The sequence below is a fragment of the Methanobrevibacter sp. YE315 genome, assembly GCF_001548675.1.
Taxonomy (GTDB): domain Archaea; phylum Methanobacteriota; class Methanobacteria; order Methanobacteriales; family Methanobacteriaceae; genus Methanocatella.
The window spans coordinates 1,321,619-1,347,163 of the sequence record NZ_CP010834.1 but is presented as its reverse complement, the minus strand read 5'-3'; the positions used below and the strand labels follow the sequence as shown (position 1 = coordinate 1,347,163).

34 protein-coding genes are annotated in these 25,545 nt (G+C 33.1%); 27 read left to right on the top strand and 7 right to left on the bottom strand.

Features of this window, described 5'->3' with window-relative positions; genetic code table 11:
- Positions 1 to 148 precede the first annotated feature (148 nt).
- The 8 genes from TL18_RS05990 (at position 149) to TL18_RS05955 (ending at position 8,982) form a co-directional block, all read left to right on the top strand.
- Positions 149 to 340: a hypothetical protein gene (locus tag TL18_RS05990; RefSeq protein WP_067042855.1), complete on the top strand. Its 192-nt coding sequence runs from the start codon at positions 149 to 151 to the stop codon at positions 338 to 340.
- Entirely contained in the window at positions 337 to 840 is a 504-nt protein-coding gene (locus tag TL18_RS05985) for a hypothetical protein (RefSeq protein ID WP_067042852.1), read from the top strand. The genes TL18_RS05990 and TL18_RS05985 overlap by 4 nt, the downstream gene beginning before the upstream one ends.
- Before the next feature lie 720 nt (positions 841 to 1,560).
- The gene (locus TL18_RS05980) at positions 1,561 to 2,304 is read left to right on the top strand and encodes an SDR family NAD(P)-dependent oxidoreductase (RefSeq protein WP_067042849.1); all 744 of its coding nucleotides are present in this window, start codon (positions 1,561 to 1,563) and stop codon (positions 2,302 to 2,304) included.
- A 124-nt stretch (positions 2,305 to 2,428) separates the two neighbouring features.
- Complete coding sequence (locus tag TL18_RS05975; protein WP_067042846.1) at positions 2,429 to 3,223, top strand: tetratricopeptide repeat protein; 795 nt, start codon at positions 2,429 to 2,431, stop codon at positions 3,221 to 3,223.
- A 163-nt stretch (positions 3,224 to 3,386) separates the two neighbouring features.
- The gene (locus tag TL18_RS05970; RefSeq protein WP_067042842.1) at positions 3,387 to 4,127 is read left to right on the top strand and encodes an SDR family NAD(P)-dependent oxidoreductase; all 741 of its coding nucleotides are present in this window, start codon (positions 3,387 to 3,389) and stop codon (positions 4,125 to 4,127) included.
- A 66-nt stretch (positions 4,128 to 4,193) separates the two neighbouring features.
- Positions 4,194 to 5,237 carry an NAD(P)-dependent alcohol dehydrogenase gene (locus tag TL18_RS05965; protein WP_067042838.1) on the top strand — a complete coding sequence of 348 codons (1,044 nt, stop codon included), beginning with the start codon at positions 4,194 to 4,196 and terminating at the stop codon, positions 5,235 to 5,237.
- 144 nt (positions 5,238 to 5,381) lie between these two features.
- Positions 5,382 to 7,187 carry an ABC transporter ATP-binding protein gene (locus TL18_RS05960; protein WP_067042835.1) on the top strand — a complete coding sequence of 602 codons (1,806 nt, stop codon included), beginning with the start codon at positions 5,382 to 5,384 and terminating at the stop codon, positions 7,185 to 7,187.
- Between the two features lies 1 nt (position 7,188).
- The gene (locus TL18_RS05955) at positions 7,189 to 8,982 is read left to right on the top strand and encodes an ABC transporter ATP-binding protein (RefSeq protein WP_067042832.1); all 1,794 of its coding nucleotides are present in this window, start codon (positions 7,189 to 7,191) and stop codon (positions 8,980 to 8,982) included.
- 107 nt (positions 8,983 to 9,089) lie between these two features.
- Here the strand turns inward: TL18_RS05955 and TL18_RS05950 are convergent, their stop codons facing one another.
- A complete protein-coding gene (locus TL18_RS05950; protein WP_067042829.1) occupies positions 9,090 to 9,890 on the bottom strand; it encodes a DUF169 domain-containing protein in 801 nt (266 codons plus the stop codon).
- A 148-nt stretch (positions 9,891 to 10,038) separates the two neighbouring features.
- Here TL18_RS05950 and TL18_RS05945 point away from each other — a divergent pair, with 148 nt between their 5' ends.
- The 5 genes from TL18_RS05945 to TL18_RS05925 all read left to right on the top strand — a co-directional run bounded on the left by TL18_RS05945 (position 10,039) and on the right by TL18_RS05925 (position 13,614).
- Positions 10,039 to 10,479, top strand: coding sequence for a hypothetical protein (locus tag TL18_RS05945; RefSeq protein ID WP_067042825.1), 441 nt, complete (start codon positions 10,039 to 10,041; stop codon positions 10,477 to 10,479).
- A 264-nt stretch (positions 10,480 to 10,743) separates the two neighbouring features.
- Complete coding sequence (locus tag TL18_RS05940; RefSeq protein WP_067042823.1) at positions 10,744 to 11,178, top strand: hypothetical protein; 435 nt, start codon at positions 10,744 to 10,746, stop codon at positions 11,176 to 11,178.
- A 280-nt stretch (positions 11,179 to 11,458) separates the two neighbouring features.
- Positions 11,459 to 12,316, top strand: a complete 858-nt coding sequence (locus TL18_RS05935; RefSeq protein ID WP_067042819.1) for a DUF1002 domain-containing protein — start codon at positions 11,459 to 11,461, stop codon at positions 12,314 to 12,316.
- 190 nt (positions 12,317 to 12,506) lie between these two features.
- A complete protein-coding gene (locus tag TL18_RS05930; protein ID WP_156064615.1) occupies positions 12,507 to 12,911 on the top strand; it encodes a hypothetical protein in 405 nt (134 codons plus the stop codon).
- Between the two features lie 34 nt (positions 12,912 to 12,945).
- The gene (locus tag TL18_RS05925) at positions 12,946 to 13,614 is read left to right on the top strand and encodes a zinc ribbon domain-containing protein (RefSeq protein ID WP_067042813.1); all 669 of its coding nucleotides are present in this window, start codon (positions 12,946 to 12,948) and stop codon (positions 13,612 to 13,614) included.
- Between the two features lie 131 nt (positions 13,615 to 13,745).
- Here TL18_RS05925 and TL18_RS05920 read toward each other — a convergent pair whose 3' ends face one another.
- On the bottom strand, positions 13,746 to 14,135 hold the full coding sequence (locus TL18_RS05920) for a hypothetical protein (protein ID WP_067042810.1): 390 nt from the start codon (positions 14,133 to 14,135) through the stop codon (positions 13,746 to 13,748).
- Positions 14,136 to 15,025: 890 nt separating this feature from the next.
- Here TL18_RS05920 and TL18_RS05915 point away from each other — a divergent pair.
- The 4 genes from TL18_RS05915 to TL18_RS05905 all read left to right on the top strand — a co-directional run bounded on the left by TL18_RS05915 (position 15,026) and on the right by TL18_RS05905 (position 16,105).
- A complete protein-coding gene (locus TL18_RS05915; RefSeq protein ID WP_369814544.1) occupies positions 15,026 to 15,613 on the top strand; it encodes an acyltransferase in 588 nt (195 codons plus the stop codon).
- 16 nt (positions 15,614 to 15,629) lie between these two features.
- Positions 15,630 to 15,791, top strand: a complete 162-nt coding sequence (locus TL18_RS05910; RefSeq protein ID WP_067042807.1) for a rubredoxin — start codon at positions 15,630 to 15,632, stop codon at positions 15,789 to 15,791.
- Between the two features lie 74 nt (positions 15,792 to 15,865).
- Positions 15,866 to 15,985, top strand: a complete 120-nt coding sequence (locus tag TL18_RS10750) for a rubredoxin (RefSeq protein ID WP_082706412.1) — start codon at positions 15,866 to 15,868, stop codon at positions 15,983 to 15,985.
- A gap of 9 nt (positions 15,986 to 15,994) precedes the next feature.
- The gene (locus tag TL18_RS05905) at positions 15,995 to 16,105 is read left to right on the top strand and encodes a rubredoxin-like domain-containing protein (protein WP_067042804.1); all 111 of its coding nucleotides are present in this window, start codon (positions 15,995 to 15,997) and stop codon (positions 16,103 to 16,105) included.
- A gap of 13 nt (positions 16,106 to 16,118) precedes the next feature.
- Here the strand turns inward: TL18_RS05905 and TL18_RS05900 are convergent, their stop codons facing one another.
- Entirely contained in the window at positions 16,119 to 16,715 is a 597-nt protein-coding gene (locus tag TL18_RS05900; RefSeq protein WP_067042801.1) for a YigZ family protein, read from the bottom strand.
- A 67-nt stretch (positions 16,716 to 16,782) separates the two neighbouring features.
- Between TL18_RS05900 and TL18_RS05895 the strand changes: the two genes are divergently transcribed.
- Positions 16,783 to 17,088, top strand: coding sequence for a hypothetical protein (locus tag TL18_RS05895; RefSeq protein ID WP_067042799.1), 306 nt, complete (start codon positions 16,783 to 16,785; stop codon positions 17,086 to 17,088).
- Between the two features lie 20 nt (positions 17,089 to 17,108).
- On the opposite strand, the gene arfB is transcribed toward TL18_RS05895, so the two are convergent.
- From arfB to TL18_RS05880, 3 genes are read right to left on the bottom strand one after another with little or no spacing between them, the layout of a single operon-like run.
- Positions 17,109 to 17,801, bottom strand: a complete 693-nt coding sequence (gene arfB / locus TL18_RS05890; RefSeq protein WP_067042796.1) for a 2-amino-5-formylamino-6-ribosylaminopyrimidin-4(3H)-one 5'-monophosphate deformylase — start codon at positions 17,799 to 17,801, stop codon at positions 17,109 to 17,111.
- A 9-nt stretch (positions 17,802 to 17,810) separates the two neighbouring features.
- Complete coding sequence (locus TL18_RS05885; RefSeq protein WP_067042794.1) at positions 17,811 to 18,293, bottom strand: RNA-binding protein; 483 nt, start codon at positions 18,291 to 18,293, stop codon at positions 17,811 to 17,813.
- Positions 18,294 to 18,347: 54 nt separating this feature from the next.
- Positions 18,348 to 18,896, bottom strand: a complete 549-nt coding sequence (locus TL18_RS05880) for a type II toxin-antitoxin system antitoxin SocA domain-containing protein (protein WP_067042790.1) — start codon at positions 18,894 to 18,896, stop codon at positions 18,348 to 18,350.
- A 260-nt stretch (positions 18,897 to 19,156) separates the two neighbouring features.
- On the opposite strand from TL18_RS05880, the gene TL18_RS05875 reads away from it, so the two are divergent.
- The 4 genes from TL18_RS05875 to TL18_RS05860 all read left to right on the top strand — a co-directional run bounded on the left by TL18_RS05875 (position 19,157) and on the right by TL18_RS05860 (position 20,596).
- Entirely contained in the window at positions 19,157 to 19,387 is a 231-nt protein-coding gene (locus TL18_RS05875) for an LSm family protein (RefSeq protein ID WP_067042787.1), read from the top strand.
- A 60-nt stretch (positions 19,388 to 19,447) separates the two neighbouring features.
- A complete protein-coding gene (locus tag TL18_RS05870) occupies positions 19,448 to 19,636 on the top strand; it encodes a 50S ribosomal protein L37e (protein WP_067042784.1) in 189 nt (62 codons plus the stop codon).
- Between the two features lie 153 nt (positions 19,637 to 19,789).
- Positions 19,790 to 20,200, top strand: coding sequence for a hypothetical protein (locus tag TL18_RS05865; RefSeq protein ID WP_067042781.1), 411 nt, complete (start codon positions 19,790 to 19,792; stop codon positions 20,198 to 20,200).
- Positions 20,201 to 20,206: 6 nt separating this feature from the next.
- Positions 20,207 to 20,596, top strand: a complete 390-nt coding sequence (locus TL18_RS05860; RefSeq protein ID WP_067042778.1) for a hypothetical protein — start codon at positions 20,207 to 20,209, stop codon at positions 20,594 to 20,596.
- Positions 20,597 to 20,603: 7 nt separating this feature from the next.
- Here TL18_RS05860 and TL18_RS05855 read toward each other — a convergent pair whose 3' ends face one another.
- Entirely contained in the window at positions 20,604 to 20,939 is a 336-nt protein-coding gene (locus TL18_RS05855; protein ID WP_067042775.1) for a hypothetical protein, read from the bottom strand.
- A gap of 145 nt (positions 20,940 to 21,084) precedes the next feature.
- Here TL18_RS05855 and rnc point away from each other — a divergent pair, with 145 nt between their 5' ends.
- From rnc to TL18_RS05830, 5 genes are all read left to right on the top strand, one after another.
- Positions 21,085 to 21,756 carry a ribonuclease III gene (gene rnc / locus TL18_RS05850; protein ID WP_067042771.1) on the top strand — a complete coding sequence of 224 codons (672 nt, stop codon included), beginning with the start codon at positions 21,085 to 21,087 and terminating at the stop codon, positions 21,754 to 21,756.
- On the top strand, positions 21,757 to 23,223 hold the full coding sequence (locus TL18_RS05845) for a homoserine O-acetyltransferase (RefSeq protein ID WP_067042768.1): 1,467 nt from the start codon (positions 21,757 to 21,759) through the stop codon (positions 23,221 to 23,223).
- 496 nt (positions 23,224 to 23,719) lie between these two features.
- On the top strand, positions 23,720 to 23,953 hold the full coding sequence (locus tag TL18_RS05840; RefSeq protein WP_067042765.1) for a helix-turn-helix transcriptional regulator: 234 nt from the start codon (positions 23,720 to 23,722) through the stop codon (positions 23,951 to 23,953).
- 9 nt (positions 23,954 to 23,962) lie between these two features.
- Positions 23,963 to 24,694: a DUF4013 domain-containing protein gene (locus TL18_RS05835; RefSeq protein ID WP_067042762.1), complete on the top strand. Its 732-nt coding sequence runs from the start codon at positions 23,963 to 23,965 to the stop codon at positions 24,692 to 24,694.
- 9 nt (positions 24,695 to 24,703) lie between these two features.
- Positions 24,704 to 25,537 carry a DUF4013 domain-containing protein gene (locus TL18_RS05830; RefSeq protein ID WP_067042760.1) on the top strand — a complete coding sequence of 278 codons (834 nt, stop codon included), beginning with the start codon at positions 24,704 to 24,706 and terminating at the stop codon, positions 25,535 to 25,537.
- Positions 25,538 to 25,545 lie beyond the last annotated feature (8 nt).

Below are 25,545 nucleotides of genomic sequence, written 5' to 3'. Positions count from 1 at the left end.
GTCAATGTTGTAAAATATTCTATAATTTATATTATTTGATATTAAATTATTAGTAATCTTTTTCATATGCTAAAAACTGAAAATCTTTCAGTAAATTATATATGTAAATGTTCACAAAAATTTTATTATATTTTGTGAGGTTTTTTTGATGGATAATGTAATAGGAGTTTCTTTTAAAAAAATTTTTAAAGAATCTCGAATCCAATCACTGAAAAAGAGAGGTTTGGATACAATTGTTTATGCATCAGAAATCTTGAAATATGTACCTTCAATAACCATCACAAAAACGGGATCAAATCAATTTTTTAATAATGTAAAAAATATGGTGGTTTTAAAATGAATATGAAAAAGATATTAGCTTTTGTTTTAGTAATATTTGCGGTTTTCTGCTGCTTGAATGTAGTAAGTGCAGGAATATTTGACTTTTTGGGAGGAGAATCTGAAGCAACCAATGAAACATATACCCTTGACGGATTTTCTTTAGTCTTACCATCAAATACTTCCATTACTAACTTCACTTGGGACGGAAACGGTTTTACTGTAAATTCATTCATCGTAAGTACTCCTGATACTTCTTTCTTTGTTGATGTTACAAGAGGTGACGGGGCTGTAGATACAGCTGAAGAATTTGCACGTAACTGGGTTAATGATGGTGCTTCCCTTAAAGGAGACCATGGTAACTGGACCATAATTGATGTGAATGGTGTTCCATCAGATGATGGTAACTCAACAAACTCTGGTTATATTTTAGCTTACCATGACGGTACAACACTATATGAACTCCAAGGTGACGATTTAGATTTCCTGAAAAGTGTTGCTGATACATTTAAAAAAGCATAGATTAAATTTATGGGGTTGTTAACTGATTTTAACAACCTATTTTAAATTTTACAAATTTTTCATATTTGACATTATTTTGAACATTGAACGTAGTTTTTACCACTGATTTTTCCATATTTTTGCTAATTTATTATCTATGAATGTTTCATTTTAAAAAATATATTAAGCATATATTTCATACGAAAAACAGTTATTTTCCAAATGCATTCTTCACAATATTACAATTAGAAAAATATAAAGTAATAATAAAATATTATTTCATTTAACCATCAAAAAACAGTTTTTTAAGAGATCCTGGAAACAAGTTTTGAAGTCTTATTCGCCACCCATTTATTCAAGTTCTTTTTGAAGGTCTGTAATCTGCATTTCCTTGTAGAATCTTTCGAACCTTCCGGTTTCAATGAGAGGCTGAAACTTCAAGAGCATCTCTATATTTTGAGTGGCAATAATTAATCTTATTTTAAACTTTAATTAAAAATTAATTTTTATAATTTTGTGCAAGTTTTCTTATTTTTATTATATTTTTTGACAATATTTTTTTATTAAATTAATATAAAATGATAATATTTATAAAATAATTGGGGTAAACGACATATTTTTTAAAAAATTCTGAATGTTATTTAGAGTTATGTAAAAAATATTATGAATATTTAAATACATGGATTTACAAAATGTTAAACATAAAATCATAGGATTTTATGATTAAAGAAGGTGAAATAAATGGGTAAACTAGATGGAAAAGTAGCAATCGTTACTGGATCAACCTCCGGTATGGGTCGTTCTACAGCTAAATTATTTGCTGAAGAAGGTGCAAAAGTTGTTGTAACTGGAAGAAACGAAGAAAGAGCAAATGCTGTAGTGGATGACATTAAAGCAGCTGGTGGAGAAGCATTCGCAGTTATTGCAGATATGGCTGATGTTGACGACATTAAAAAAATCTTTGATGAAACCATTGAAAAATATGGAACAGTCGACATTTTGTTCAACAATGCAGGACTTTTAAGCGTAACTCCTCTTTTGGAAATTACCAAAGAAGAATGGGACAAAGTATTTGCAGTTGATGTATACGCTCCATTATACTTAACACAATTGGTAGCTCCTGTAATGAAAGAAAAAGGAAAAGGTGTTGTAATTAACACCTGTTCAGTAGCATCTTACGCTGCACACTTTGGATTTGTAGGTTACATCTCATCCAAACACGCTATTGCAGGTCTTACCAAGTCCATGGCATTCGAACTTGGTCCAGAAATAAGATGTAACGGTATTGCTCCTGGTGCTATCCACACCGCTATGGTAGATAGTATCGGAGGAGTGGAAGCATTGCAAATGATGGTTGACGGAGCTCCTATGAAAAGGGTTGGTCAAGGAGAAGACATTGCTGCATTAGCATTATTCCTTGCTTCTGACGAATCTGAATTCGTAGACGGTCAAATCATCAGATGTGACGGCGGATTTGAGTGTTAAGTTTTTTAAAGTAGTTGGATTTTTATCCGCTACCACTATTTTTATTTTTTTTATTCTTTTTTATATTGGGTGTTTTTTTAGTCTAATTACATGTGCTTTTTCAATAATTTTTGCGGGTGATATCATGAAGGATGACAAAAAAGATTTTGAGGATATTGGAATTAATAAAAGAAGGACAGATAGAATCTATTTTGAATCCCCTAATGTTCAGACAATATATAATCGTATGGAATTCATAAAAAATGAGAATAAGTCTCTTTTAAAACGAATATATTCAACAGAATTAAAACAAAAAATCGACAGTATCGATGTTGAAGAATTGAAGGAGGAATCAATCAATAATATTTATGATTTTATCGATGATGTATTGCAGATTAAAGACGGTTATATTTACAATACAGAATTGCCTGAATTTATAAAAGATTACTCAAACAATATGAAATTTGCTTTAAATAGGGATAAGACTTACATTTTAAAGGCTAAAAGAAAATTAAAATCAGATAATTATGGATCTAGTGTCAGGGCTATTGAACTTTGTGATAAGGCGATTGAAGTAAATTATTTTAATTGGGAAGCATATTACCTTAAAGGAATTGCATTAATCAATATAGATAAATATGATGATGCTATTGATCAGTTAATCAAGTCTTTAGCTTTAAATGAAGATAATCTTGATGCCAGATTGCACATTGCATTTGCATACTTGTTTAAGATTGAATATGCCAAAGCAATTGCATTATTTGATTCTGTTTTAAAGGTCGATGAAAATTCATTCGATGCTTTGAAGGGAAAAGCATATACATATTATTATTGGGAAAAATATGATAAGGCAGATGAATTTTTCAAAAAAGCAAATTCAATTAAAATCTTAGATGATGACTCTAAGGATATGTGGGATGTCTGTTTAGAAAAATTATAATCAATTTTACTTTGTTTAGAATGATATGTATTATATTATATATCGATTATTTATCTGAGATTTTTTTCGTTTAACTGGATATTATCCATTATTGGTGCAGATTCATTAAGTTTAAAAATATTTAATCATATAATTCATATTATCGAATATATGAGGTGAAACAATGGCAAAAAATGCAATTATTACAGGCGGTTCCAGAGGAATCGGAAAAGCTATGGCTTTAAAACTTGGTGAACTTGGCTACAATGTAGCAATCAACTACAGAAGTGACTCATCTAAGCAGTTAACTGAAGATTTGATTGAAGAAATTAAATCAGAGTATGGTGTGGAGGCTATTGCAGTTCAAGCGGATGTAAGTAAATTTGAAGACTGCAAAAAATTAGTTGAAGCTACTGTTGAAGCATTTGGTGAAGAAATTGATGCATTAGTAAACAACGCAGGAATTACCAACAACAGCAACTTCATTGACTTGCAACCAGAACAATATGAAGCTGTAATTAACACAAACCTCGTAAGTATGATGCACATGTGTCACTTAGCACTTCCTTACATGGTAGACCGTGACACTGCAATTGTATGTACAGCATCAGTAGGTGGATTAACAGGTGTAATCAACCAAGCTGACTACTGTGCTGCTAAAACTGGTGTAATCGGATTATGCCGTGCACTTGCTTTAGAATTTGCTCCAAGAAAAGTAAGAGTAAACTCAATTGCTCCTGGTATGATTATGACCGACATGCTTCGCGGCGTAAATCAGGATGAATTAAATGCACTTGCTGCAACAATCCCTCTCGGACACATTGGTGAAGTTGAAGAAATTGCCGGTGCTTTAGAATACATCTTAACTGCAGATTACTTAACAGGACAAGTAATTTCTCCTAATGGTGGATTTGTATTACAATAAGTTGTTTAACATTATCAATATCATTGAATTATAATTTAATGAATAAAATTAAAATGAGGAATAAAAATGGCTGAAACAATGAAAGCTTGGAGAATTAATGAATTAGGAAAACCTCCTGTATTGGAAGAAGTGCCTATACCAGAACCTGGATTTGGTGAAATCTTAATTAAAATGAAAGGTGCAGGAATGTGCAGAACTGACCTTGAAGTTATTGATGAAGGTTTCATTACAGTTCCATTCGTAGGACCATTCACCTTCGGTCACGAAAACGCAGGAACTGTTGCAAAACTTGGACCTGGAGTCGACACTGTTGAAGTAGGACAAAATGTCATTGTAGACACATTACATGCATGCGGTAAATGTCAATACTGTCTTTCAGGCCGTGACAACTTCTGTGAAGTTGCAAGCGCACGTGGTCTTAAAGAAGATGGAGGAATGGCAGAATACATGATTGCTGATGCAAGGGAAGTTGCACCTTTAGGTGATCTTGACCCTACAGAATATGTGGCATTGGCTGATGCAGGTTTATCTCCATATGGAGCTGTTCAAACCGCAAAACCGTTCATTCCAAACAATGGTACTGCAGTGGTTATCGGTGTAGGTGGACTTGGATTCTACTGTTGTCAATATTTAGCGTTAACAACCTCTGCTCGTGTTATCGTAGTTAACAGGTCTGCTGATAAGATGGCTAAAATGACCAACTTTGGTGCTGATGAATTGGTTGTTTTAGATGATAATGCATACGACAAGATTATGGAATTGACTGATGGTAAAGGTGTAGATGCAGTATTTGACTTTGTAGGTAGGGACAACACTTTGGAACTTGCTGCACAAATTACCAAAGGATTAGGTCTTATTTCCATTTTAGGTCTTGGTGGAGGAACACTCCCTGTAAGCTGGACTACTGTAAAACCTGGTGTTATGGTAAGATTAACTCAAGGTGGAACTATCACTGACCTTTACGAAATTATGGATCTGGCAAAAGCTGGAAAAATCACAGTTCAAGCTCAAAAATATCCATTCAGTAAAGTTCTAGAAGCTCTTGATGACTTAAGAAATGGAAGAGTTGAAGGTAGAGCTGTCATTACCTTTGAAGAATTCGACGAATAAATTATTAAGGACTTTCATGTCCTTTTTTTATCTTTTTTTTAAAATAATGATTTCTTTTGATTGTTTGTTTAACCTATTTTAGTGAAAATATTTAAATTAATTAAAATCTAAAGGTACATTTAAGAAAATAAATGTAGGAAAATCATGAATTTAACTAAGACACTAAAGACCATAGGAAAATTACTCAGCCCATTAAAAAAGAGCATAATTCCACTTTTTCTCATTGTTGCATTCCTATTGATTGATGTTTACTGTAACCTGACTCTGCCCGCATACACTGCAGATATTGTGGATATTGGTATTAAAAACACTGATTTCGATTACATAATAAGTGTAGGAACCATGATGATGATTATGGTTTTAATAGGTGTCTTGGCCACAATTGGACTTTCATACTTCTCAAGTAAAGTGTCAGCGGCTTATGGAAGAGATTTAAGGAAAATAAGCTATGACAAGATTTTAAAGTTTTCAAATTTTGAATTAAATAAGATATCAAGGGCGTCTCTCATTACACGTAACACCAATGACGTATATCAGATACAGATTTTTTTAGGCTTATTCTTTACAACAATATTGTTTTCACCGATATTGGGTATAGGAAGTATTCTCAAGGCAATGGAACTTGGAACCAATCTGTTATGGATTATTGGAGTTACATTTGCAGCAGTAATCATACCATTTGCCATAATATTTGTAAAAACCATGCCCTACTTCAACGTAATGCAACAACTGACCGATAAGATCAATCAGACATCAAGGGAAATATTGATAGGGCTTCCGGTTATTAAAGCATTTGTAAGACAAGATTACGAAGAAAAAAGATTTGAACAAACAAATAAAGAGTTCAGATTAGTGAACTTAAGGGTTTTCAGAATCCTCTTAGTTTTAATACCTGCAATGACCATGATGTTGAATCTGATGATTGTTCTTATCCTGTATTTCGGTGCATATGATGCAATCAGAGGGGAAATATTAACAGGAACAATCATAGCATTCATACAATATGCAACACAAATCGTAATGGCATTCCTGATGATGGGCGGATTTCTGGTAATGATTCCAAGAATTTTAGTATCCGGAAGGCGTGTTGCTGAAGTGATAAACACTGAAATATCCATCAGTGACGGGCCTATTGACAAGATTGATGATAACCCAACTATCGAATTTAAGGATGTTACTTACATTTATCCAGGAAGCGAAAAGGAAATACTGAAAAATATCAACTTTAAACTGGAAAAGGGAAAGACCACTGCAATAATAGGCGGAACCGGAAGCGGAAAATCCACAATTCTAAACTTGATTCCCCGTCTTCAGGATGTAAGCGGTGGTGAAATATTAATCAATGATAAAAACATTAAGGATTATAAGCTATCCGTCCTTAGAGAGAGAATTTCCTATGCTCCTCAAAAGGCAATTCTTTTTGAAGGAACAATAAGGTCAAATATGCAGATAGGTAAAGAAGATGCAACTGATGAAGAGATTAAAAAAGCATTGGCCATGGCGGAAGTGGACTTTATAGAAAGTTTGGATGATGAGGTTTTGCAGGGAGCATCCAATTTCTCAGGAGGACAGAAGCAACGTCTTCAGCTGGCAAGATCAGTACTGGCCAAACGTGACTTTTACCTCTTTGATGACTGTTTTTCAGCACTTGACATGAATACTGAAGCGAAAGTGAAGGAAAACATAAAAAGCCTTAAGGAAAACTCATCAATGCTTATCATTTCACAGAGGATTTCAACAATCATGGATGCCGATGAGATAATCGTGCTTGATGAGGGAGAGATTATTGATAAGGGCAGCCATGACTACTTGAATGAGAACTGCAAAATTTATAGGGAAATTGTATCTTCCCAAATAGAGCAGTCAAAAGAGTTATTGTATGATGAAGAGGAATCCTCCAACTTTATCATAGATGCTGATTATATTAGAAAAACTGCAGGAGGTAAATGATATGGCAAGAAAGCCAAGAAGGGCGCCTCCTGAAAAGCCGGCAAATACAAAACAATCCATAAAAAACATATTCAGCCTTCTGGTAGGATATAAGTTAAAGTTAACTTTAACAGTTATTTGCGGAATCATATCAACAGTATTTTCGGTAATTGGCCCTCTCTTAATCGGATTTGCCACAACTGCAATATTCGATGGTATAAGGTCCGGAAATATGAATATGGAATATATAATCAATCTGCTCATAACAGTCGTAATTCTGTATGTTGTAAGTGCAGTTTTCTCATATCTTCAAAGTTATCTTCTGCTTGACATTACAACCGACATAAGCTATAATCTAAGAAAAGATTTAATTGAAAAGGTTACTCATCTCTCGATGGGCGATTTGGATAAGAATACTAGGGGAGATATACTGTCAAGAATTACAAACGATGTGGATTCACTCCAGTCAGGAATCGTTCAAACATTCAACCAATTATTGACAGGTGTAGTTACAATAGTCGGCGTTACAGCAATGATGCTATCCATCAACGTATGGCTGACACTTGCTACAATAGTATTGGTTCCAATCTCATTTTTCATTATATTCAAGGTTACCAAATTCTCACAGGATTACTATTTAAAGCAATTGGAATACCGGGGCAGGCTCAACGGACAAATTGAAGAGTCATTTACAGGCCATGAAATCATCCGTTCATTCAACCAGGAAGAGGAATCCATGAACATTTTTGATGAGGAAAATGAAAACTGGTATGAACAGGAATGGAAATCCAAGTTCTTCTCAAGCCTATCAGGCCCTCTGGTACATTTCATTTCCAATCTGCAGTATGTAATAATATCAGTTCTTGGTGCGGTGTTTGTACTTCAAAATGCAATAAGTGTCGGTGACATTTTGGCATTTATCCAGTACTCCAAAAACTTCACAACCCCAATCGAACAGATTACAAGAATCATGAACATGATTCAAACCGCAATGGCGGCAAGTGAAAGGATATTTGCATTCCTAGAAATAGATGTCGAAAAAAATCCATATGAAGAACAAATCAAAGAGATTAATGAAGAAATCAGCTTTGAAAACGTTAACTTCGGATATTCTGAAGATGAACTGGTAATAAAGGATTTGTCATTTAAGGTTAAAAAAGGAGAAAAGATAGCTATTGTAGGTGAAACCGGAGCGGGTAAAACTACAATCGTAAAGCTTCTAATGAGATTCTATGATGTAAACAGCGGTGAAATAAAAATTGATGGAGTAAACATCAACAGATACGATAAGCACAGCATCAGATCCCTTGTAGGAATGGTGCTTCAAGATACATGGCTGTTCAATGACACAATCTTCAATAACATTCGCTACGGTAAATTGGATGCCACTGATGAGGAAGTCATAGCCGCTTCAAAAGAGGCTCATGCAGATCATTTTATAATGCAAAACCCTGAAGGATATGAAATGATGCTCAATGAGGATGCAGACAATATTTCCCACGGTCAAAAACAGCTTTTGACAATTGCAAGAACAATCCTTTCAAACAAGCAGATACTGATTCTAGATGAAGCGACTTCATCAGTTGATACAAGAACAGAAAAATTAATTCAAAAGGCTATGGATAGCTTAATGGAGAATAGGACCAGTTTCATCATAGCCCATAGGCTTTCAACCGTTAGGGATGCAGATAAGATAATTGTAATTGATGACGGTCACATTATTGAGCATGGAACTCATGAAGAATTGCTGGAACAAAAAGGATACTATTACAATACCCTGAATAGTCAAAATAGGATGATTTCCTTTGAGGAATAGTAGGATAATCAATTGTGGTAATGGTTTTGATTAAATAGACAATCATTTATTGTCTATAAAAATAGAAAAAGCTGTTGGAATTGCTCCAACCAGCGATTTTTGAATGTTCATTTGAACTTTTGCCACAGTTCGGTTTGAAGAACGCTTTTTTTGCTGACCTCTTCTAATTTTAAAAACAGTTTCCAAGGCATTGACAGGTGCATATACTCATTTGGGATGAAGTGTTTTGTTTTTCTTTTGCCTGCAAAGTCAATCGGACTGAGAATAGGTTTTGGATCTTCGCTTTCAGCCTCTTTGAATGTGAAGCTGCCTATTGCCTGACATGATGATGCCTGTGGAGTTAAAAGATAAGCCCCTTCTGTTCTAAATGATGTGTTAATCTGGATTAATGCAGTCAATTCTACAGGATTGACAGTAAAAATAACAGACAGTGGGATTTCACCATCCTCCAAATTTTCAAGGCCTTTGAATATCACATAGTCCTCAGTATCATAAATAGGGCGGTTTTTGATATTTGTTTTTGCTGTTTCAAAATCAGTGAATATTCTTTCGCCTTCCCTGAACATTTCCCTTGTGTGTTTTTTCATATAACCCAATTTGGTTTCATATTCCTCCCTGTTGGGTGCTGATTCAACACCGCAGGAGAGAAATGTTGCCTGAAAGTCAAGTGCATCCTCATCCTTAAAGCCATCTCCCCAGCCAAAACCTGTAGCAAGCCCTCCGCAGGTGATGTTTTCACGACCAAAGCAGCTGGTCTTTCTCTTAGCTATTGTTTGTGCAATAAAACTCATTACACATCCGCCTTTTCCCTCTTTAGGCCCTATTGCATTTTCCGGTTTGGTGTTACTTTTGATTAGTACTATCGGTGGAAATCTGAAATCCATTTCTTCTGTGATATTGCTTTGCATATTAACTACCTCTAATGATAATTTTATATTTTAGAATTTATATTGATTTTGAAAAAATCTTTATTTGTAAAAACTTGAATTGAAAACCTAAAAGTTTATATAATTAAGGATATAATTTTATATGCTAATTAGATAATGGGGGTTTTTCATGAAAAAAATGTTAATTTTGATGTTAACCTTAATAATTGTGCTTAGTTCGGTTGCAATGATTAGTGTAAGTGCATCTGATGATTCCAATGCAAAATTAGGGGATTTATCATTACCTAAAACATGGATTGATAGAAATATTTCTGAAGTTAATGGAAGTTCAAGCTTAGTTGCATTTTCACAGAACCATTCATTGGAATTCGGTGTTGATTTTAACACTAATATAGATTCTAAGAATTTAACAGAAGTTGATAGAAATCTTTATCAGGATGGCAACACTCTTTTAGAAGTTGTTAACATAGATGGCAAGGATTATCACGTTTTTGTTAAATGTAATGGAACAAATAACATCTCTTCTCAGCCTGAAATATTACAGGAAGCCAATTATGAGTTATTCAAGTTTAACAAGCTCAATGATTGCAATCCTATTGAAATATCCTAGATGATTTTTAAGGTTGAATAAAATTCTAAAAAAATATCTTTTTTTACTATTTTTTATTATCCTTTTTTAAAATTATTTTCCAATAATGTCATTTTCACCAAATGATATTTATTAATGAAAGCAGGGCGCAGTAAAATCAGGCCATTATGATTTAAGCAGATAATTGTGATTTGTTTGTGTTATTGCAGGACTAGCTATTGGAAATCTGTGTTGATGAATCCATAATAGAGACATTAATCTAATAGAAAGGAATAATATATTAACATGACTTTCATGAATGATGGTGCAAATATAAAACAGTTCCAATTGGTCAGATTCATAAATGAAAATTCCAGTGATGATCATGTGATATCAAAAATTTCAATTCTGCTTCGCCGAGATAAAATAGAAGCCCCATATTATATGGATACCAAAATCAGGATGTCTTCATGTATTGATATGGAGGATAACGGAATTATCCATGCAATGAACATATTAAACCATAATAGAATGTATAATTTAACTGAAGATAAGTATAATGAAATCAAATCATTAATTATTGATTCATTCGATAGCAATCATGAATCAGATCAAGTGAAAATCTTTAAAGAAGACAAAAGGCTAAAGATAGTTCTGATGTCTAAAAATGATGATGAAATAAGGAATCTTTTTGAAAACTATCATGAACTTTTTGATAAAATAGATAATCTGATTGATTAGGATATGGATCGGGAACTTATGGAGAAACTCAATAACAACATTGTATGCAGCATGCAGAATCTTCAAATTTATCTCCAACGTTTGACCTTAAAATCCCTTTTTTATTTGTAAATGACAATAATAATATTTACTAATGTTTCCATATTTCTTATTTATAGTTTATGGGCATTTGAAAGGGGTATTTTTCAAATGCAGGTAATAATTTAGTGTATATTCAAAGTGAAAGATTTAAATACTACTTCTGATAATCTTTAATAGGAATTTATAAGAGGTGATAAATATGCGTAAGATTACTATAGCAATATTAGCTTTAATCCTTGTTGGCATGTTAATCCCAGCAGGATTCTCAACTGATTCCAATGTTGTAATAACTTATGGTGAAACTACCTATTCAAATTCAAACTATAAATCATTTGTAGACACATTTTTCTCAAATCAAGCAAATGTAAATGTAAATAATGTTGATACAAAAATTATTACTGCCGATCAAGTAAATAAAATATCTGGCGGAATAACTGGTAAATATTATAACTCCAATCAAATATTGTCCTCAGCGCTTGTGGATTTAAACGACAATAGTGATTTGAAAGTCAGCGTAGACAAATCAAAAATCACTACAATAACAGGTGACATGTACATTTCAGCCTTAAAATCAGCTGGAATTACAAAAGGACACGTATATGTGACAAGCCCTGTAGAAGCAACCGGTGAATCTGCTCTTGCAGGAATAATGAACTCCTATGAAGTAGTGACTGATGTTGAAATCCCAGAAACCGTTAAACAAGCAGCAAACGATGAAATTGTCACCGAAGCTGAAATTGTAAACAATTCCGATGTCAGCGCTGATGAATTGGCAAACTTGGTAAATGAAGTAAAAGATGAAGTATCAAGCGATAATGTTACAGATCACGACACAATTGTTAATATAATTAGCAATCATGTTGAAAACAATAACATTAACATAACAAACAACGATATTGAAAACCTGGCTGATTCAATTGAACAAGTGCAAAACGTTCAAGGGGATGTAAACTACTACAAAACTCAAGTAAACGAGTTTTTAGGTGAAAATTCCACCAGTGGATTTTCAATTGACAGTTTGTTTGATTGGATTAAATCATTTGTGAATGGGATTTAATTCCATTCTTTCTTTTTTTTTAAAAAAATAAATAAAGTGAAGTTATTAAACTCCACCTGATGTTAAAATTGTTATTATGTTTAAATAACAAAATTAAAGTTGTTATTATTCTTTTTTATTAAATTTTTTTATAATAATTTTTATATACATTTACTAATATAATTAAAATTGTTAGTAAAAGGTGAGTATGGTGAGAGAAACTAAATATGTTAATCTTTTTAGATCAGAAGGTGTTTTTGAATTTATTTATCTAGGAGATGGATTTAAAATAGAAGCAAAAGATTGGAATGATTTAAAGTTTAAATTAGCATTTAAAAATATAACTCTCCAAGAAAAAACCTCCGAAGAACTTAACAAGAAAACTGTAAGGCAAGTAAGTTCTGAGAAAAAGATAAAAAATTCTAAAATTGAAGCTGATGACAGTAATATTAGTAAACAAAAGCCTATGGTAAAAAACAAGGATTACATAGAATCAGAAGATGATGTAAATTTTGGTAAAATTACACATGTTGATTTAAAAGGTGGTGTATACACCACTTGGGGCCCTGATAATAGTAAAAGGGCTAAAAAATTACGTAAAAGTATTATAAGATAATGTTTGATTTATTTTAATAACAAAGGTGCTTTAAATGACTGTTAAAAAATATTGTCCTGGTTGCGGAAATGAAATAACTGATGAAGACATTGAATTTTGTACAGAGTGCGGATGCAGCTTAACTGGTAAAGTTAACAAAATAGATAATAGTTCAAACGGATTTTTCGATAATCTGATTGATAAAACAAGCTTTTCAATAATTGTATTTGCATTTATCATATTTGGAGTGTTCCTGTTTATAGGATCATTAATATGGTCATCATTCATGACTGCTGGAATTATTGATTTCATAACATACTGCATACTGACTATAGCATTTGCAATATTCTTTGCAGGATTGTTTGTCGGATACTTTGGGTGTAAGGATAAATCTTACGTCATTCCAAACTTTTCAGTTTTCATGGGAAGTATTTATGCGGTGATTTTAACAATCTTTGGATTGGTATTTACTTTTTCAATGGGTTTAATTTCAGCTTTAAGTTCTGTTTTCTCATCCGGTTCATCAGGTTCATCAAGTTCCTTAAGTTCTTCCGCTCCATTAAGTCCCTCATACTCTTCAGGCATGTCTCAACCGACAGTTCAAACAAGTACTTCAGCTCTGGATTTGAGAACTGCTTTTGAAGTAATAGTGTTTATCTTAGCTATTCCTATTGCAGCATATTTCGGAGTATATTTGGGATACTATCTAAAAGAAAATATTTAAATTTTCTTCTTTTTTTTTATTAGATTATTAAATTATCATTAAATCAAGTCTATTAAAATAATTCTAAAAAAAGTTTTAAATTTAAAAAAAAAGAGTTTAAAAAAATAAATAAAAGATAGGTTTTTACCTACCTATTTTCTTTTCATTGTGTAAACACCAATAACAGCAAATACAGCTAATAAGATTAAGATTGGGTTACCAGTAGCAAATTTAGCTAAAGAATCTAAAGGACTGGTTGAATTAGTTGAGTTAGTAGTTCCATTGGTTGTTATGTTAGTTGTATTTGTAGTGTTTGTTGTGTTGTCTACAACAGTATTGTTAGTTGTATTGGTTATATCGCTTGCAGGTTCAGCAGTAGTGTTGTCTACAGCAGCAGCATCACCAGCTGCTCCGCCATCTATAGCAGCATCATCTTGACCTTCGTCAGTTGCAATGCTAGTGTCTTCAGCACAAACAGCGCTTGCAGAAATTACAACTAAAAATATTGCCAAAATTGCAATGACATTTTTATTGAATTTCATATAATCTCCTCCTATCTTGAATATGAATTAAATAATAATTTTTATTTTTTGGGATACTTGAATCATATCTTCAAAGTATGTTCATATATTCGTAATATTTGATATATAAATGTTTTCGAATGTAAGTGCCTACTTGCACGATAAAATTCAAAAAATTAAATAATCAACAAGTTGTTTTGAAAAATAAATATTTTACAATATCTAATCAATATTTAAAGGTCAATATTATAATTTAATGGATGCGGATAAAGTCATCATCTACCAGAGATATATAATCCATCATTGACTGAACATCAGTAATCTTTGTCTACATAATGTTTTTAATCGTATTTGAAGTTCTTGCTTTTTCTTAAATCAATATAAGATGCCGTTTCATTGTTGGAAGGTGATTTGGTGGTTCAAGCATTTATTGGCTGGTGGTTTTATTCATTCCGGAATAATATCTGATTATTGGTTGGGTCCGTTTGCAGTTGTATTTTTCAGTATGGATTTGACTAAAAAGTTAAAGGGGCTACTTTTCACTCAACATTTATGGAGAGTTGGGGTAAAATCTTAAAAAATATTCATAAATTAACCATTTAGTATATATACTAATTAAAAACATAAATTAATTCATTAAGAAATTAATTTTAATTAAATGAAGGTTTGATAATATGGTTAGATTTTCACAAACTCTGGGTGATAGGCAATCAAAGAAGCAAGAACCTTATGAGCAATTCAATGCTTATGAAAGACAATCTCATGCAGTTAAAGAAGACAGGTTGTACAGTCAACCTCCAAGACAATCCTATCAGCAAAAACCTGCCTACCCAGATGATGATTTCTACAGGCAATTCCAGGAAGATCCGACCGATATTGCTTATGAAATGCCAATATTTGAAAAGGAATCCATCAAACCTGATTATTCAAAACCAGAATTAAATTTCCCTGCTGATCAAAACATTCAATTCGGGGTCGAATACTCTCCAAATTCAAAGCCGCCGGTAATCGGTAAGAACTACACCATAAGGTCAAATTCCATTATCTACAATGATGTGGTTATTGGTGATAACTTCAGGACAGGACATAATGTTGTCATAAGGGAAAACACCAACATTGGAGATGATGTATTAATCGGAACAAACACCGTTATTGAAGGCGATGTTATCATTGGAAATGATGTCAGCATCCAATCCAATGTATATATTCCAACCAATTCTGTAATTGAGGATAATGTATTTATCGGACCTTGCGCTTGTTTTACCAATGACAAATATCCTGTAAGGATAAACTATGAACTTCAAGGACCTAAAGTTAGACGTGGTGCCTCCATTGGTGGTAACACTACATTCCTGTCCAATGTGGAGATTGGAGAAGGATCCATTGTTGCTGCCGGAGCTATTGTAATACACTCTGTTCCACCATTCTATTTGGCTATTGGAACACCTGCACGTATCAAGCCACTTCCTGATCATTTGAAAGTTCCTAACAGATTTTAATAAGGAGATTGTTCTTATGGCCCATTATAAATGTAAGATTTGCGGTTACACTATCGACGAAGACGACTATGAAGAAGGTTTAAACATCCCCCAAGGGACCAAGTTTGATGAGTTACCTTCCTCTTTTAAATGCCCTAAATGTCGAATGCCAAAAGCCATGTTTGAAAAAATAGATTAGTTTTATATATCACAAATGATTAAAATATATTTAATTAAATATACGATTTAGTATAATTTAAGGAGATTGTTAGAATGGCAAAATTTAAATGTAAAATTTGCGGATATGTAACTGAAGAATTCGAAGAACTTCCAGAAGACTATAAATGTCCTATGTGCGGCGCTACTGCTGATATGTTTGAAAAAGTAGAATAGGTGTCTCAGATGGCTTACGTTTGTAAAGTTTGTGGATACGTTCTTGAAGAAGATGAATTACCTGAAGACTACACCTGCCCTGTATGCGGTGTACCTGCAGCAAACTTTGAAGAACAATAAGTTCTTCAATTATTTATTTTTCTAAAAACTGTTTATTTTTAAAATCAACACTAATTTTTCCAGAGTATTTTTCAAATATCTTTACGATATCTCTGTTGTCTTTTGATACAATATCATAGCTGACCTTATCAGTATAATTTTTATCGATGACTTCCAGGCTGTTGTTTCTGACCTCGGTATCTGTTATTTTAATATCTGAATACTCGAATACGATTTCATAGACTTCATATTCTTCAATCTCAAGTATTTCAGCTTTGCCAATGGCTTCCATAACTGATTTTGAATATGCACGCACAAGCCCTCCGGCACCAAGCTTGATTCCGCCAAAGTATCTTGTGACAACTGCAGTTACATTGTGAAGCTCGTTTTTCCTTAAAACATTGATCATCGGCTTTCCGGCAGTTCCGCCAGGTTCTCCATCATCATCAAAGCCCTCCCCATCACTTACAATATAGGCTGTGCAATTGTGTGTTGCATCAGAATACTGTTCATTAAGCTCCTGAATGACCTTTTTGGATTCGGCTTTGGTTCTTGTTGGAAACAAAGAACAGATGAACTGTGATTTTTTCACATTTATTTCGCTTTGAATTGGGTTTCTGATAGTTTTCATTGTATCAATATCTTTTTATATAACATTAAACATATTATTGTTAATTAATTTTTTGAAGGTGGTAATATTGTCAAGTAAATCTGCTACATTTATAGTAATTTTTATAGTGGCTATTGTCGCTTTTTGTTTGGCTAGCGTTTTTGCAGCCATGACAGGACCAATATCAATCTTGCCTAATGGAACTGATTCAGAAAATACATCAAATGATGTTTCAAATGTTCCAGTTGACAGTGGAAGTGATGATAACAATTATTATCAAGATTATAGTGAAAGTTCTTCCTCAAGTTCTGATGTTGAAACTACTGTCGATTCTAAACCAACGGATAGTCCCAATGTTGAAACTACTGTTGATAATAATTATACTGGATTGTAATTTCTATTTTTCTTTTTTTTTTAAAAATCCAATAGCTTCTCGACATCAAGTATTACGGATGCAATAGCTAAATTGAACAGTCTTTCTCCGTACTCTTCATCGACATAAACCCCGTTTTCTTCAACGTCTCTTGCACCTTCGTCGATGTTCGGATCATCTCGGCGTGCCTGTTCGAATCCATATAGACCAACTTCTTCATATTCGTTAACATTTGCCTGATTTTCAACTTCATCTTCGTTGATGATTCCTAGAACTTTTGCCATTGACAGTTCGCCGCTTCCGCCATGAGGGCCTTCTGATGAGATTACCTTGTTGTTGAATATGATTGCCATATCTGTCTTGTCTTCAATTTCCCATAATTCTGTCATGAGAGGGATATTGCCTCCATGTGCATTTACGATAACGACCTTTTCAACATTTAGGAATTTTTTAGCAGAATTGAGGGTATTTATAACATTCTCTTTCAGTGTATCAAGGGAAACATGAATGCCATGGTCTATAGTGTCCAGTTCATAGGCTGGAAATATTATTCCTAAAAATTTGGCGCCGGTTTCAAGAGATGATTGAAATGCGATATGAGCTGCGATTTTGGCGTCGGTATCTATTGGGAGTGCTGGGCCGTGATTTTCCAGGTGGGAACCAAGTGCGATAATGCCGACTTTGTGGACTTCGGGATTTCTGATTTTTCCTGCCCTGTATCTTAATTCAGCCATATCGATCACCTATAATTCAAAGTTCCAGATGTCGTCACCGACATAATGTTTTGTTTCCACGGCTTTTCCTGAATCGTTTTCAACCATTTCTTCACCGCTTATTAAGCTTACTCCGATAGCCAGTGGCTTTCCATGGGTTTCGTCTATGATTAGAACAATGTCTCCCGGTTCAACGCCTTCGGATGTCGCTACGATTCCCGGACTCATTATGTCTGCACCATTGCTTACAAATCTGATGGCTCCCATGTCTACGGTCACGGTTTTGGCTTCAATTTCATTGGCAAGCGCTGCCTTAAGTGTTGGAAATGGTTTGTCGTCAATCAGAATGATGTATGGTTCTCCGTCTACCAAGATGAATGAATTAGGTTCTGCTTCAAGTATCTCTATATTTTTTTTGCCTTGAAGTAAGTTGCCGTATTCACCTAATTCAGCCTTTATTTCTTTTATTTTCTTTTTTTTCAAGAAATTTCTTTTTTTAACTTTTATAGCCATGTTAACCCCAATATTTTTTTAATGAATAATATTTTGTATTTTAAATAAATAAATTTATTTGTTTATTGGTTTAATTTTTTTCATTGAATATTGATTGTTTCTTGAAAATACGTATCTGTAATCTATATTTTCACCAAAGTCGGCAATAATCAGTGGAGGATCTTTTATCGCATATTTTATGATGGTGCTTGCATTGTTGCCGCTTAGCCGTTCAATGCTGAAGTCGATTATTTCAAGCTCTTTTCTGCTGAATTTGAATGTGGGTATTATGGTTAGGTAGTATTTGTGGATGGTTCTGTGGTAGTAGGGTTCCTTTCTTAAAAACAGCTGTTTTTTTGAAATCAGTTCGCTTGTAACCTCGTGGAAATGTTTTGGCTTTATTCCCTTTTTTGATTTGATGTAGGTTTCTTTTGTAAGCAATGTGCCGTAGAGCTCGTAATAGTTGAAATCGATGAAGTATAATATGCTGCAGAGCACTGTTTTTCCTAAATTGGGCCTGTTGTACGTTTGGGACAGGATGTACATTATAAGGTCAGCATATTTCTCGCGGTTGAATTTCATGGTGTTTGCCTGTGATGGTTGGTGATAGTATTTTTCTTGCATGTTCTTTTTAAAGAAAGTCTAAGAGCATTTGAAAAATAATTTAAATAGGGGAAGGTTAATAATTAGTATTGCAATTATTTTTTTATTCTTTTTGCCTAAAATAAGGCAACATTTATATAGTAGGTAATTTATAATTAATAGTATTAGTTTTAATTAGGTTTTGTCTTATCTTAACTTGATTATATTATGTCTAATAGCGAGTATTACTTACTCAATTCATACTAAAAAAAACTAAAATTTTGATAATATAAGGTGATATAATGAGCGGACAAAATGTTCAAAGACCACTTGATGCATTAGGAAAATCTGTAGATGCTCCAGTTTTAATAAAACTCAAAGGAGATCGTGAATTTAGAGGTATACTTAAGAGCTTTGATTTACACATGAATTTAGTTCTTAATGATGCAGAAGAGTTACAAGACGGAGAAGTTACCAGAAGACTCGGTGTTGTGCTCATAAGAGGAGACAATATTGTTTATATTTCACCATAAATATTATTCAATACTTATTTCGAGATTATATTTTCAATGAGAAAGTGAGGAGGTGTATCAATGTCAAAGGGAACTCCATCAATGGGTAAGAAAAATAAAAAGACCCATATCAGATGCAGAAGATGTGGTAGAAACACTTACCATATACGTAAAAAAGTCTGTGCTTCCTGTGGATTCGGTAAATCTAAAAAATTAAGGAGATACAGCTGGCAAAATAAAAAACCAACTACTAGACAAAGGTTAGTATAGTTGGCAAAAGACTTGAAGATTAATTAATTAATCTTCTTCAAACTACTTTTTTTAATTACGAAATACTTAGATAATCGCTTTTTTTAGATAACTTTATATAACAATTGATATTATACTAAATTTAATCATGACTAAATTTTTAGGAGGTCTTTTATGAGTGACTTGAAGGACATAGCTAAAGAAAATGAGGTAGATTTGGAAAACTGTGTTGTTTTCATAAGAGGCAAGGACGATATTCTGGCCGTTGACATTTCAAACGCCGGAATCAGACAAAGAAGTGATGATACAATGGGATTCACATTCTCACTCAGCCCAAATGAAACATTGAAACTAGAAGAATATTTTAATAAGTTTGCAACAGGAGAAAAATTCTACTTTGACATTTCACAAACTGGCTACAGGCCCGTTTATTACAGGGGACTGTCTCCAATCAACAAGGAAGTCAGCAGTGAATATCACCCGAAATTCAACATTACATTGTTTGCGCAAAAAGCAATTGTCGAGCCTGAAGATTCCTATTTTGAACCGACATGTGCTTGTTGTGAATTCTGCCACATAGGATAGATATGCATGTTTAATTCAGAGTTTTCAAACTACATTACATTAACAAACAGAAAAACAAAAGAATCTATTAAACTGGATCAAAGAAGAGTCAAAATCAGAGAAAACGAAAATGGTTTAATGGCTTTAAGCTATATTGCACCTGTATTTGAAGCAATGGATATAGAGGTTTTTTTCAGTGACATGATTGCTTCTGAAAAATTAGATATGGACATTGGGGATACCGGTGCATTTAGTGTAAGCTTTAGAGGAATTGTTGAAGGAAAAGGGAAAAATTTCCCTCAAAATCTGGACCATAAGATTATTCTCCTGCAGGAACCTACCTGCCTGGATTATAGGATGAACGTTCAAAAAACTGGTTTTTCAAAGTTCAAACCGAAAAACATAGTTTCCGAATAATCTTTTTTTAAAGTTCGCTTTCAACAGCATCCCATAAGTCAACAGCCCAACCTTGGGAACCGTCAATTACCATATCGAGCAGTCTTACTTTACCGTCTCTAAATCGGAATAGCCTATAGTCTTGCTGTGGTTTTTTGGCACTTCCTTCCTTATTGCAGTCAAGGTACAGGCCTTCATCATAATTTTCTTCGAAATCACCAGCTTGAACAAAGTCTCCAACGAGGGAATATCCGTTCTTGACTGTTTTGTCTAATTTGTTTATTGTCTTTAACCATCCGCCTTGAGCCCTAAATTTTATGTCTGGGTCAATTTTAGTTATTTCTTCTTGCCAATTAATCATCATGTTACCAAATCCTTTTTATTCTTATTTTGATTTTCATTGACATATAAATAAAAAGTAAGAGAGCATTTGAAAAGAAATATGATTACTTATATATAATTAGAATTGCAAAGTAATAATAGAATATCTAATACTTTGGGCTTTACATATGAATTTATTTGAAAAATTTGATATAAAAACGGAGAATGAACATCTATATGAAATAGCGTTTACGCATGGTTCCTATTCAACAAAATACAGATTAAATTACAATTATGAAAGATTGGAATTCTTGGGGGATTCAGTTTTAAGTTTAATTGTATCAGATTATCTGTATGAGAAATATCCTCAATATGAAGAGGGAAAATTAACAAAATTGAGGGCGAATTATGTTTGCCAGTCTGCGTTAATTTATTACTCACATGAATTGGAATTGCATGAATATCTTAGAGTAGCTGCCGAAGAATCGAATCTAACTAAAAATGAAATACTTTCCATAACTGCAGATATCTTCGAATCATTTTTAGGAGCTATATTCTTGGATCAGGGAATGGATTTCGCAAAGGAATTTGTATCTAAAATCATCTTCAAATACATCGATGAAAATAAGATATTCTTTGCAGATTATAAATCAGCAATGAAGGAATATGGCGATGCCAAAGATTTGGAAATAAGCTATGAAGTATTGAATGAGCAAGGCGTACCCCATGATAAAATATTCACAATATCAATTTTAATAGATGGACATGAAATGGGTATTGGAAAAGGTAAAAATAAAAAAGAGGCTGAACAAGCAGCTGCCAAAGTAGCTATTGAAAAATTAAATATTAAGGTGTTTTAAATGAATAAGGAATCTGTTGGAATTGTTGAAACTAAATATCTTAATATACATGAACCAATTGATTTGGATAGTGGAAAAGTTCTTGAAGAAGTTACCATTGCTTATGAAACGTATGGTGAACTCAATAAAGATAAATCTAATGCTATTTTAATTTGTCATGCTTTAACTGGTGATGCTCATGCAGCAGGTTGGCATAAAGGAGATAAAAAACCTGGCTGGTGGGAGATAGTGATTGGTCCTGGAAAAGCATTGGACAGCGAAAAATACTTTATAATCTGTTCCAATGTATTGGGTGGATGTAAAGGAACAACCGGCCCAAGTTCAATCAACCCGGATACAGGTAAAGAATATGGTCTCGATTTTCCGGTAATCACAATTAGGGACATGGTTAATGTTCAAAAGAAATTGGTTGATCATTTTAATATTAAGCAATTATATGCTGTTATTGGCGGGTCCATGGGAGGAATGCAGGTTCTTGAATGGATGGTATCCTATCCTAAAATGATGAAAAAAGCAATCCCGATAGCCACAGCAGCAATGTCCTATCCTCAGCAAATCGCATTCAATGCTGTTGGTCGTCAGTCAATATTTTCAGATCCTTGCTGGAATGGTGGAAACTACTATGAATCAGGTCAAATTCCAAGAAACGGATTGTCTTTGGCTCGTATGATTGCCCACATTACCTATTTGAGTGATGAATCAATGGATATCAAATTTGGACGTGGCCTTCAGGATAAGGATGAAATCAGTTATGACTTTACTGTTGATTTCCAAGTTGAAAGTTACTTGAAATACCAAGGGGAATCATTTGTAAAGCGTTTTGATGCTAACAGTTACTTATATATCACAAAGGCCGTTGACCTGTTTGATTTGTCCATTAATGATTCTTTAATTGATGGACTCAAAGATGTTGAAGCTAAAATTGAAGTGATTTCAGTTGATACTGATTGGTTATATCCAACAGAGCAAAGCACTGAAATTGTAACAGCCCTGAACGCTAATGAGGTTGATGTGTCATTTTCAGAGATAAAATCCAATTATGGTCATGATGCATTTTTACTTGAAAAAGGGCAATTGAACTATATTTTCTCAAATTTCCTATCAGACAATGTCGTTGAAGACCTGATGATGGAACATGTAGCTACAATCAAGGAAGATGCAGATGTTGTTGCAGCAGCTAAATTAATGTTGGATACACATGTAACTCATATTCCTGTAGTGACTGATGAAAATAAGTTGATTGGTATTGTTACAAGCTGGGATTTATCTAAATCTATCGCTACCAACTCTAATAGCCTGAAAGATATAATGACAACAACTGTCAAATATTGTAATGCCGGTGACAATATAGAAGAAGTCGCTCGCATAATGCGTAAATTTGATATATCCTGTCTTCCGGTCGTTGATGAGGATATGGTAGTTTTAGGTCTTATTACAGTAGATCAAATTAGTAATTTACTTAGTTAAATTACTTCTATTTTTTTTATTTTAATTTTTTTGGTGTTATCCTATTCCATTTTTTTGATTTTTCCAGTTCCAAGCAGGAGGTAAAATGGAGGAATAGGTTGATAATATTATAAATTTAAATCGAGTTTTTTCCCGCTTGGAACCTATTTGTAACATAATGTGTTAATGTAATGTTACATATGTTAAAGATGGATTACCTCATATATAAATCTTTCGTTTTTAGTTTTTAATAAAATAATAATTTATTTTTGTTTAATTTTTAATTTAACAATGAATTATAATTTAATTTTTTAAATTAATATTAAAAATTATATTTATAATATTTTAATAGATAATATTTATTTTTAATTGATTTTATTAGTTTTAAATTATTTAATTAAAAACCGTAAAGTTTATATACCATGTAATTTAACATTAACATAAGTAATTAGATTTTAACATAATTACTTTGTCACTTAAATACTTTTTGCAAAAATGAATTAATTTGTGGGATACTATGAGGACCATGATTAAATATTTAAGACAAGAGCTCAAGATGAGCCAAAAAGAACTGGGGGATAAAGTTGGAGTCACCCGACAAACCATTAATGCACTGGAAAATGGTAGGTATAATCCATCTTTATTTTTAGCGTATGACATAACCCAGGTTTTTAATAGAATGATGTTTAAAGGAGATAGAGAACAATACTTCGTCATGGAAGATATATTTATTTTCGATGATTACTATTAGGTGATAAAAATGATTTTAGACATATACAAAGATGCATTTGAATATTCAGCAAAGAACTTGGTAACACTATTTGTATTAGGAATATTCTGCTTGTTTAGTTTCTTATTGATACCAATTTTCTTGATTACAGGATACAATTACAGAGTTATTAATACAGCGGTACATGGAGTTATAAACGGAAAAGATCCTTTACCTGATTTCGATGATTTGATAAGCATGTTCATCGATGGATTGAAAGTTGTGATTGTCCAGATTCCATATTTGCTCGTGCCATTCGTTATATTTGTGATATTTGGAATTATTTCAGGACAACTAACTGGAATTCTATCAAATGCGATAATGATTATTGGATGTTTGATTACACTTGCTGCCATTATTGCGGCATGTTTGATGAGCCAAATGGGAATATGTCATATGGCATATAATGACGGTTCATTTTCAAAAGCATTCGCTTTAAGCGAAATTAAAGAGGTCATAGATGAAATAGGATGGTCCCAATGTATTGCAACATACTTAGGATTGATAATTATAACTTTAGTCATATCCTTTGTCGTTACCCTAATTATTGCAATAATATTTGCAATATTTGGAGTTTCCGGAGCGGCTTTAGGTGCTGATGCGGGAGGAATATTCGGTTTAGGTTTAGTAATTAATTCACTCGTATCAATGTTCATTGTTGGACCATATCTAAGCATATTCAATTCAAGATCAGTTGGATTATTATATACAATGCAGATTTAAGGTGATTTGATGGCAAGCATAACTGACAATGTGGTGGAAGGATTAAAATATCCTTTTAATGATGTAAAAAAGGTTTTAGGTTTTGGCGTTATATTCGCAATTCTCAATCTGATATCATTATCAATTAGTTATAATTCCTTCGATATTTACAGAACACTGGTACATCTGACAGAGAATGTTCCAGGTTCCGTATCATCTCTAAATGTTTCACAGTTGCCTATTACTGATATCAAATTTGTAATAGGTCTGACAGTCGTCAGCTTCATTATTTCATTATTCATAATGGGATATAAGTATAATATTGTCAAATTCTCAATAGAGGACAAAAAGGAACTTCCGGGAATGATGGACATATTGAACGTCTTCATCAATGGAATAAAATATTTCATTGTGACTTTGGTATATAGCATTATTCCAATAATAGTAATTGGAATAGGATTAGCAACAGGCGATTCATCAATATTTCTATTGTTAACATTGATTTCAATGATATTGTTTGTGGTTGTGTTTTTCTTCATGATCATGGCACTGAACAATATGATTGCACATGACAGCATTAAAAAGGCATTTGACTTTAGGGAAATAATCGACAATATCTCTAATCTCGGATGGGGCAAATATGTTGGAATAATCATATTTACATTGATTGTATACATGATTATCATGGCCGCGGCAGGTTTCATATTAAGCATGCTGGGTGTGATGTTTGCAGCAACTGTCAACAATCAGGCATTGGCAGTATCAGCCTTTGTAACAGTAATTGAAGGATTGTTCGTCACTTCCTATTGTGAAGTGTTCTACAATAGGGTTTGCGGATCAATCTACAGAGAAGCGATTAAATAGTTAGAATG

Excerpts from the sequence above, each read along its gene's own strand:
- TL18_RS05990 (WP_067042855.1), top strand. The coding sequence starts at position 149 with ATGGATAATGTAATAGGAGTTTCTTTTAAAAAAATTTTTAAAGAATCT.
- TL18_RS05985 (WP_067042852.1), top strand. The coding sequence starts at position 337 with ATGAATATGAAAAAGATATTAGCTTTTGTTTTAGTAATATTTGCGGTT.
- TL18_RS05980 (WP_067042849.1), top strand. The coding sequence starts at position 1,561 with ATGGGTAAACTAGATGGAAAAGTAGCAATCGTTACTGGATCAACCTCC.
- TL18_RS05975 (WP_067042846.1), top strand. The coding sequence starts at position 2,429 with ATGAAGGATGACAAAAAAGATTTTGAGGATATTGGAATTAATAAAAGA.
- TL18_RS05970 (WP_067042842.1), top strand. The coding sequence starts at position 3,387 with ATGGCAAAAAATGCAATTATTACAGGCGGTTCCAGAGGAATCGGAAAA.
- TL18_RS05965 (WP_067042838.1), top strand. The coding sequence starts at position 4,194 with ATGGCTGAAACAATGAAAGCTTGGAGAATTAATGAATTAGGAAAACCT.
- TL18_RS05960 (WP_067042835.1), top strand. The coding sequence starts at position 5,382 with ATGAATTTAACTAAGACACTAAAGACCATAGGAAAATTACTCAGCCCA.
- TL18_RS05955 (WP_067042832.1), top strand. The coding sequence starts at position 7,189 with ATGGCAAGAAAGCCAAGAAGGGCGCCTCCTGAAAAGCCGGCAAATACA.
- TL18_RS05950 (WP_067042829.1), bottom strand. The coding sequence starts at position 9,890 with ATGCAAAGCAATATCACAGAAGAAATGGATTTCAGATTTCCACCGATA.
- TL18_RS05945 (WP_067042825.1), top strand. The coding sequence starts at position 10,039 with ATGAAAAAAATGTTAATTTTGATGTTAACCTTAATAATTGTGCTTAGT.
- TL18_RS05940 (WP_067042823.1), top strand. The coding sequence starts at position 10,744 with ATGACTTTCATGAATGATGGTGCAAATATAAAACAGTTCCAATTGGTC.
- TL18_RS05935 (WP_067042819.1), top strand. The coding sequence starts at position 11,459 with ATGCGTAAGATTACTATAGCAATATTAGCTTTAATCCTTGTTGGCATG.
- TL18_RS05925 (WP_067042813.1), top strand. The coding sequence starts at position 12,946 with ATGACTGTTAAAAAATATTGTCCTGGTTGCGGAAATGAAATAACTGAT.
- TL18_RS05920 (WP_067042810.1), bottom strand. The coding sequence starts at position 14,135 with ATGAAATTCAATAAAAATGTCATTGCAATTTTGGCAATATTTTTAGTT.
- TL18_RS05910 (WP_067042807.1), top strand. The coding sequence starts at position 15,630 with ATGGCCCATTATAAATGTAAGATTTGCGGTTACACTATCGACGAAGAC.
- TL18_RS10750 (WP_082706412.1), top strand. The coding sequence starts at position 15,866 with ATGGCAAAATTTAAATGTAAAATTTGCGGATATGTAACTGAAGAATTC.
- TL18_RS05905 (WP_067042804.1), top strand. The coding sequence starts at position 15,995 with ATGGCTTACGTTTGTAAAGTTTGTGGATACGTTCTTGAAGAAGATGAA.
- TL18_RS05900 (WP_067042801.1), bottom strand. The coding sequence starts at position 16,715 with ATGAAAACTATCAGAAACCCAATTCAAAGCGAAATAAATGTGAAAAAA.
- arfB (WP_067042796.1), bottom strand. The coding sequence starts at position 17,801 with ATGGCTGAATTAAGATACAGGGCAGGAAAAATCAGAAATCCCGAAGTC.
- TL18_RS05885 (WP_067042794.1), bottom strand. The coding sequence starts at position 18,293 with ATGGCTATAAAAGTTAAAAAAAGAAATTTCTTGAAAAAAAAGAAAATA.
- TL18_RS05880 (WP_067042790.1), bottom strand. The coding sequence starts at position 18,896 with ATGCAAGAAAAATACTATCACCAACCATCACAGGCAAACACCATGAAA.
- TL18_RS05875 (WP_067042787.1), top strand. The coding sequence starts at position 19,157 with ATGAGCGGACAAAATGTTCAAAGACCACTTGATGCATTAGGAAAATCT.
- TL18_RS05870 (WP_067042784.1), top strand. The coding sequence starts at position 19,448 with ATGTCAAAGGGAACTCCATCAATGGGTAAGAAAAATAAAAAGACCCAT.
- TL18_RS05865 (WP_067042781.1), top strand. The coding sequence starts at position 19,790 with ATGAGTGACTTGAAGGACATAGCTAAAGAAAATGAGGTAGATTTGGAA.
- TL18_RS05860 (WP_067042778.1), top strand. The coding sequence starts at position 20,207 with ATGTTTAATTCAGAGTTTTCAAACTACATTACATTAACAAACAGAAAA.
- TL18_RS05855 (WP_067042775.1), bottom strand. The coding sequence starts at position 20,939 with ATGATGATTAATTGGCAAGAAGAAATAACTAAAATTGACCCAGACATA.
- rnc (WP_067042771.1), top strand. The coding sequence starts at position 21,085 with ATGAATTTATTTGAAAAATTTGATATAAAAACGGAGAATGAACATCTA.
- TL18_RS05845 (WP_067042768.1), top strand. The coding sequence starts at position 21,757 with ATGAATAAGGAATCTGTTGGAATTGTTGAAACTAAATATCTTAATATA.
- TL18_RS05840 (WP_067042765.1), top strand. The coding sequence starts at position 23,720 with ATGAGGACCATGATTAAATATTTAAGACAAGAGCTCAAGATGAGCCAA.
- TL18_RS05835 (WP_067042762.1), top strand. The coding sequence starts at position 23,963 with ATGATTTTAGACATATACAAAGATGCATTTGAATATTCAGCAAAGAAC.
- TL18_RS05830 (WP_067042760.1), top strand. The coding sequence starts at position 24,704 with ATGGCAAGCATAACTGACAATGTGGTGGAAGGATTAAAATATCCTTTT.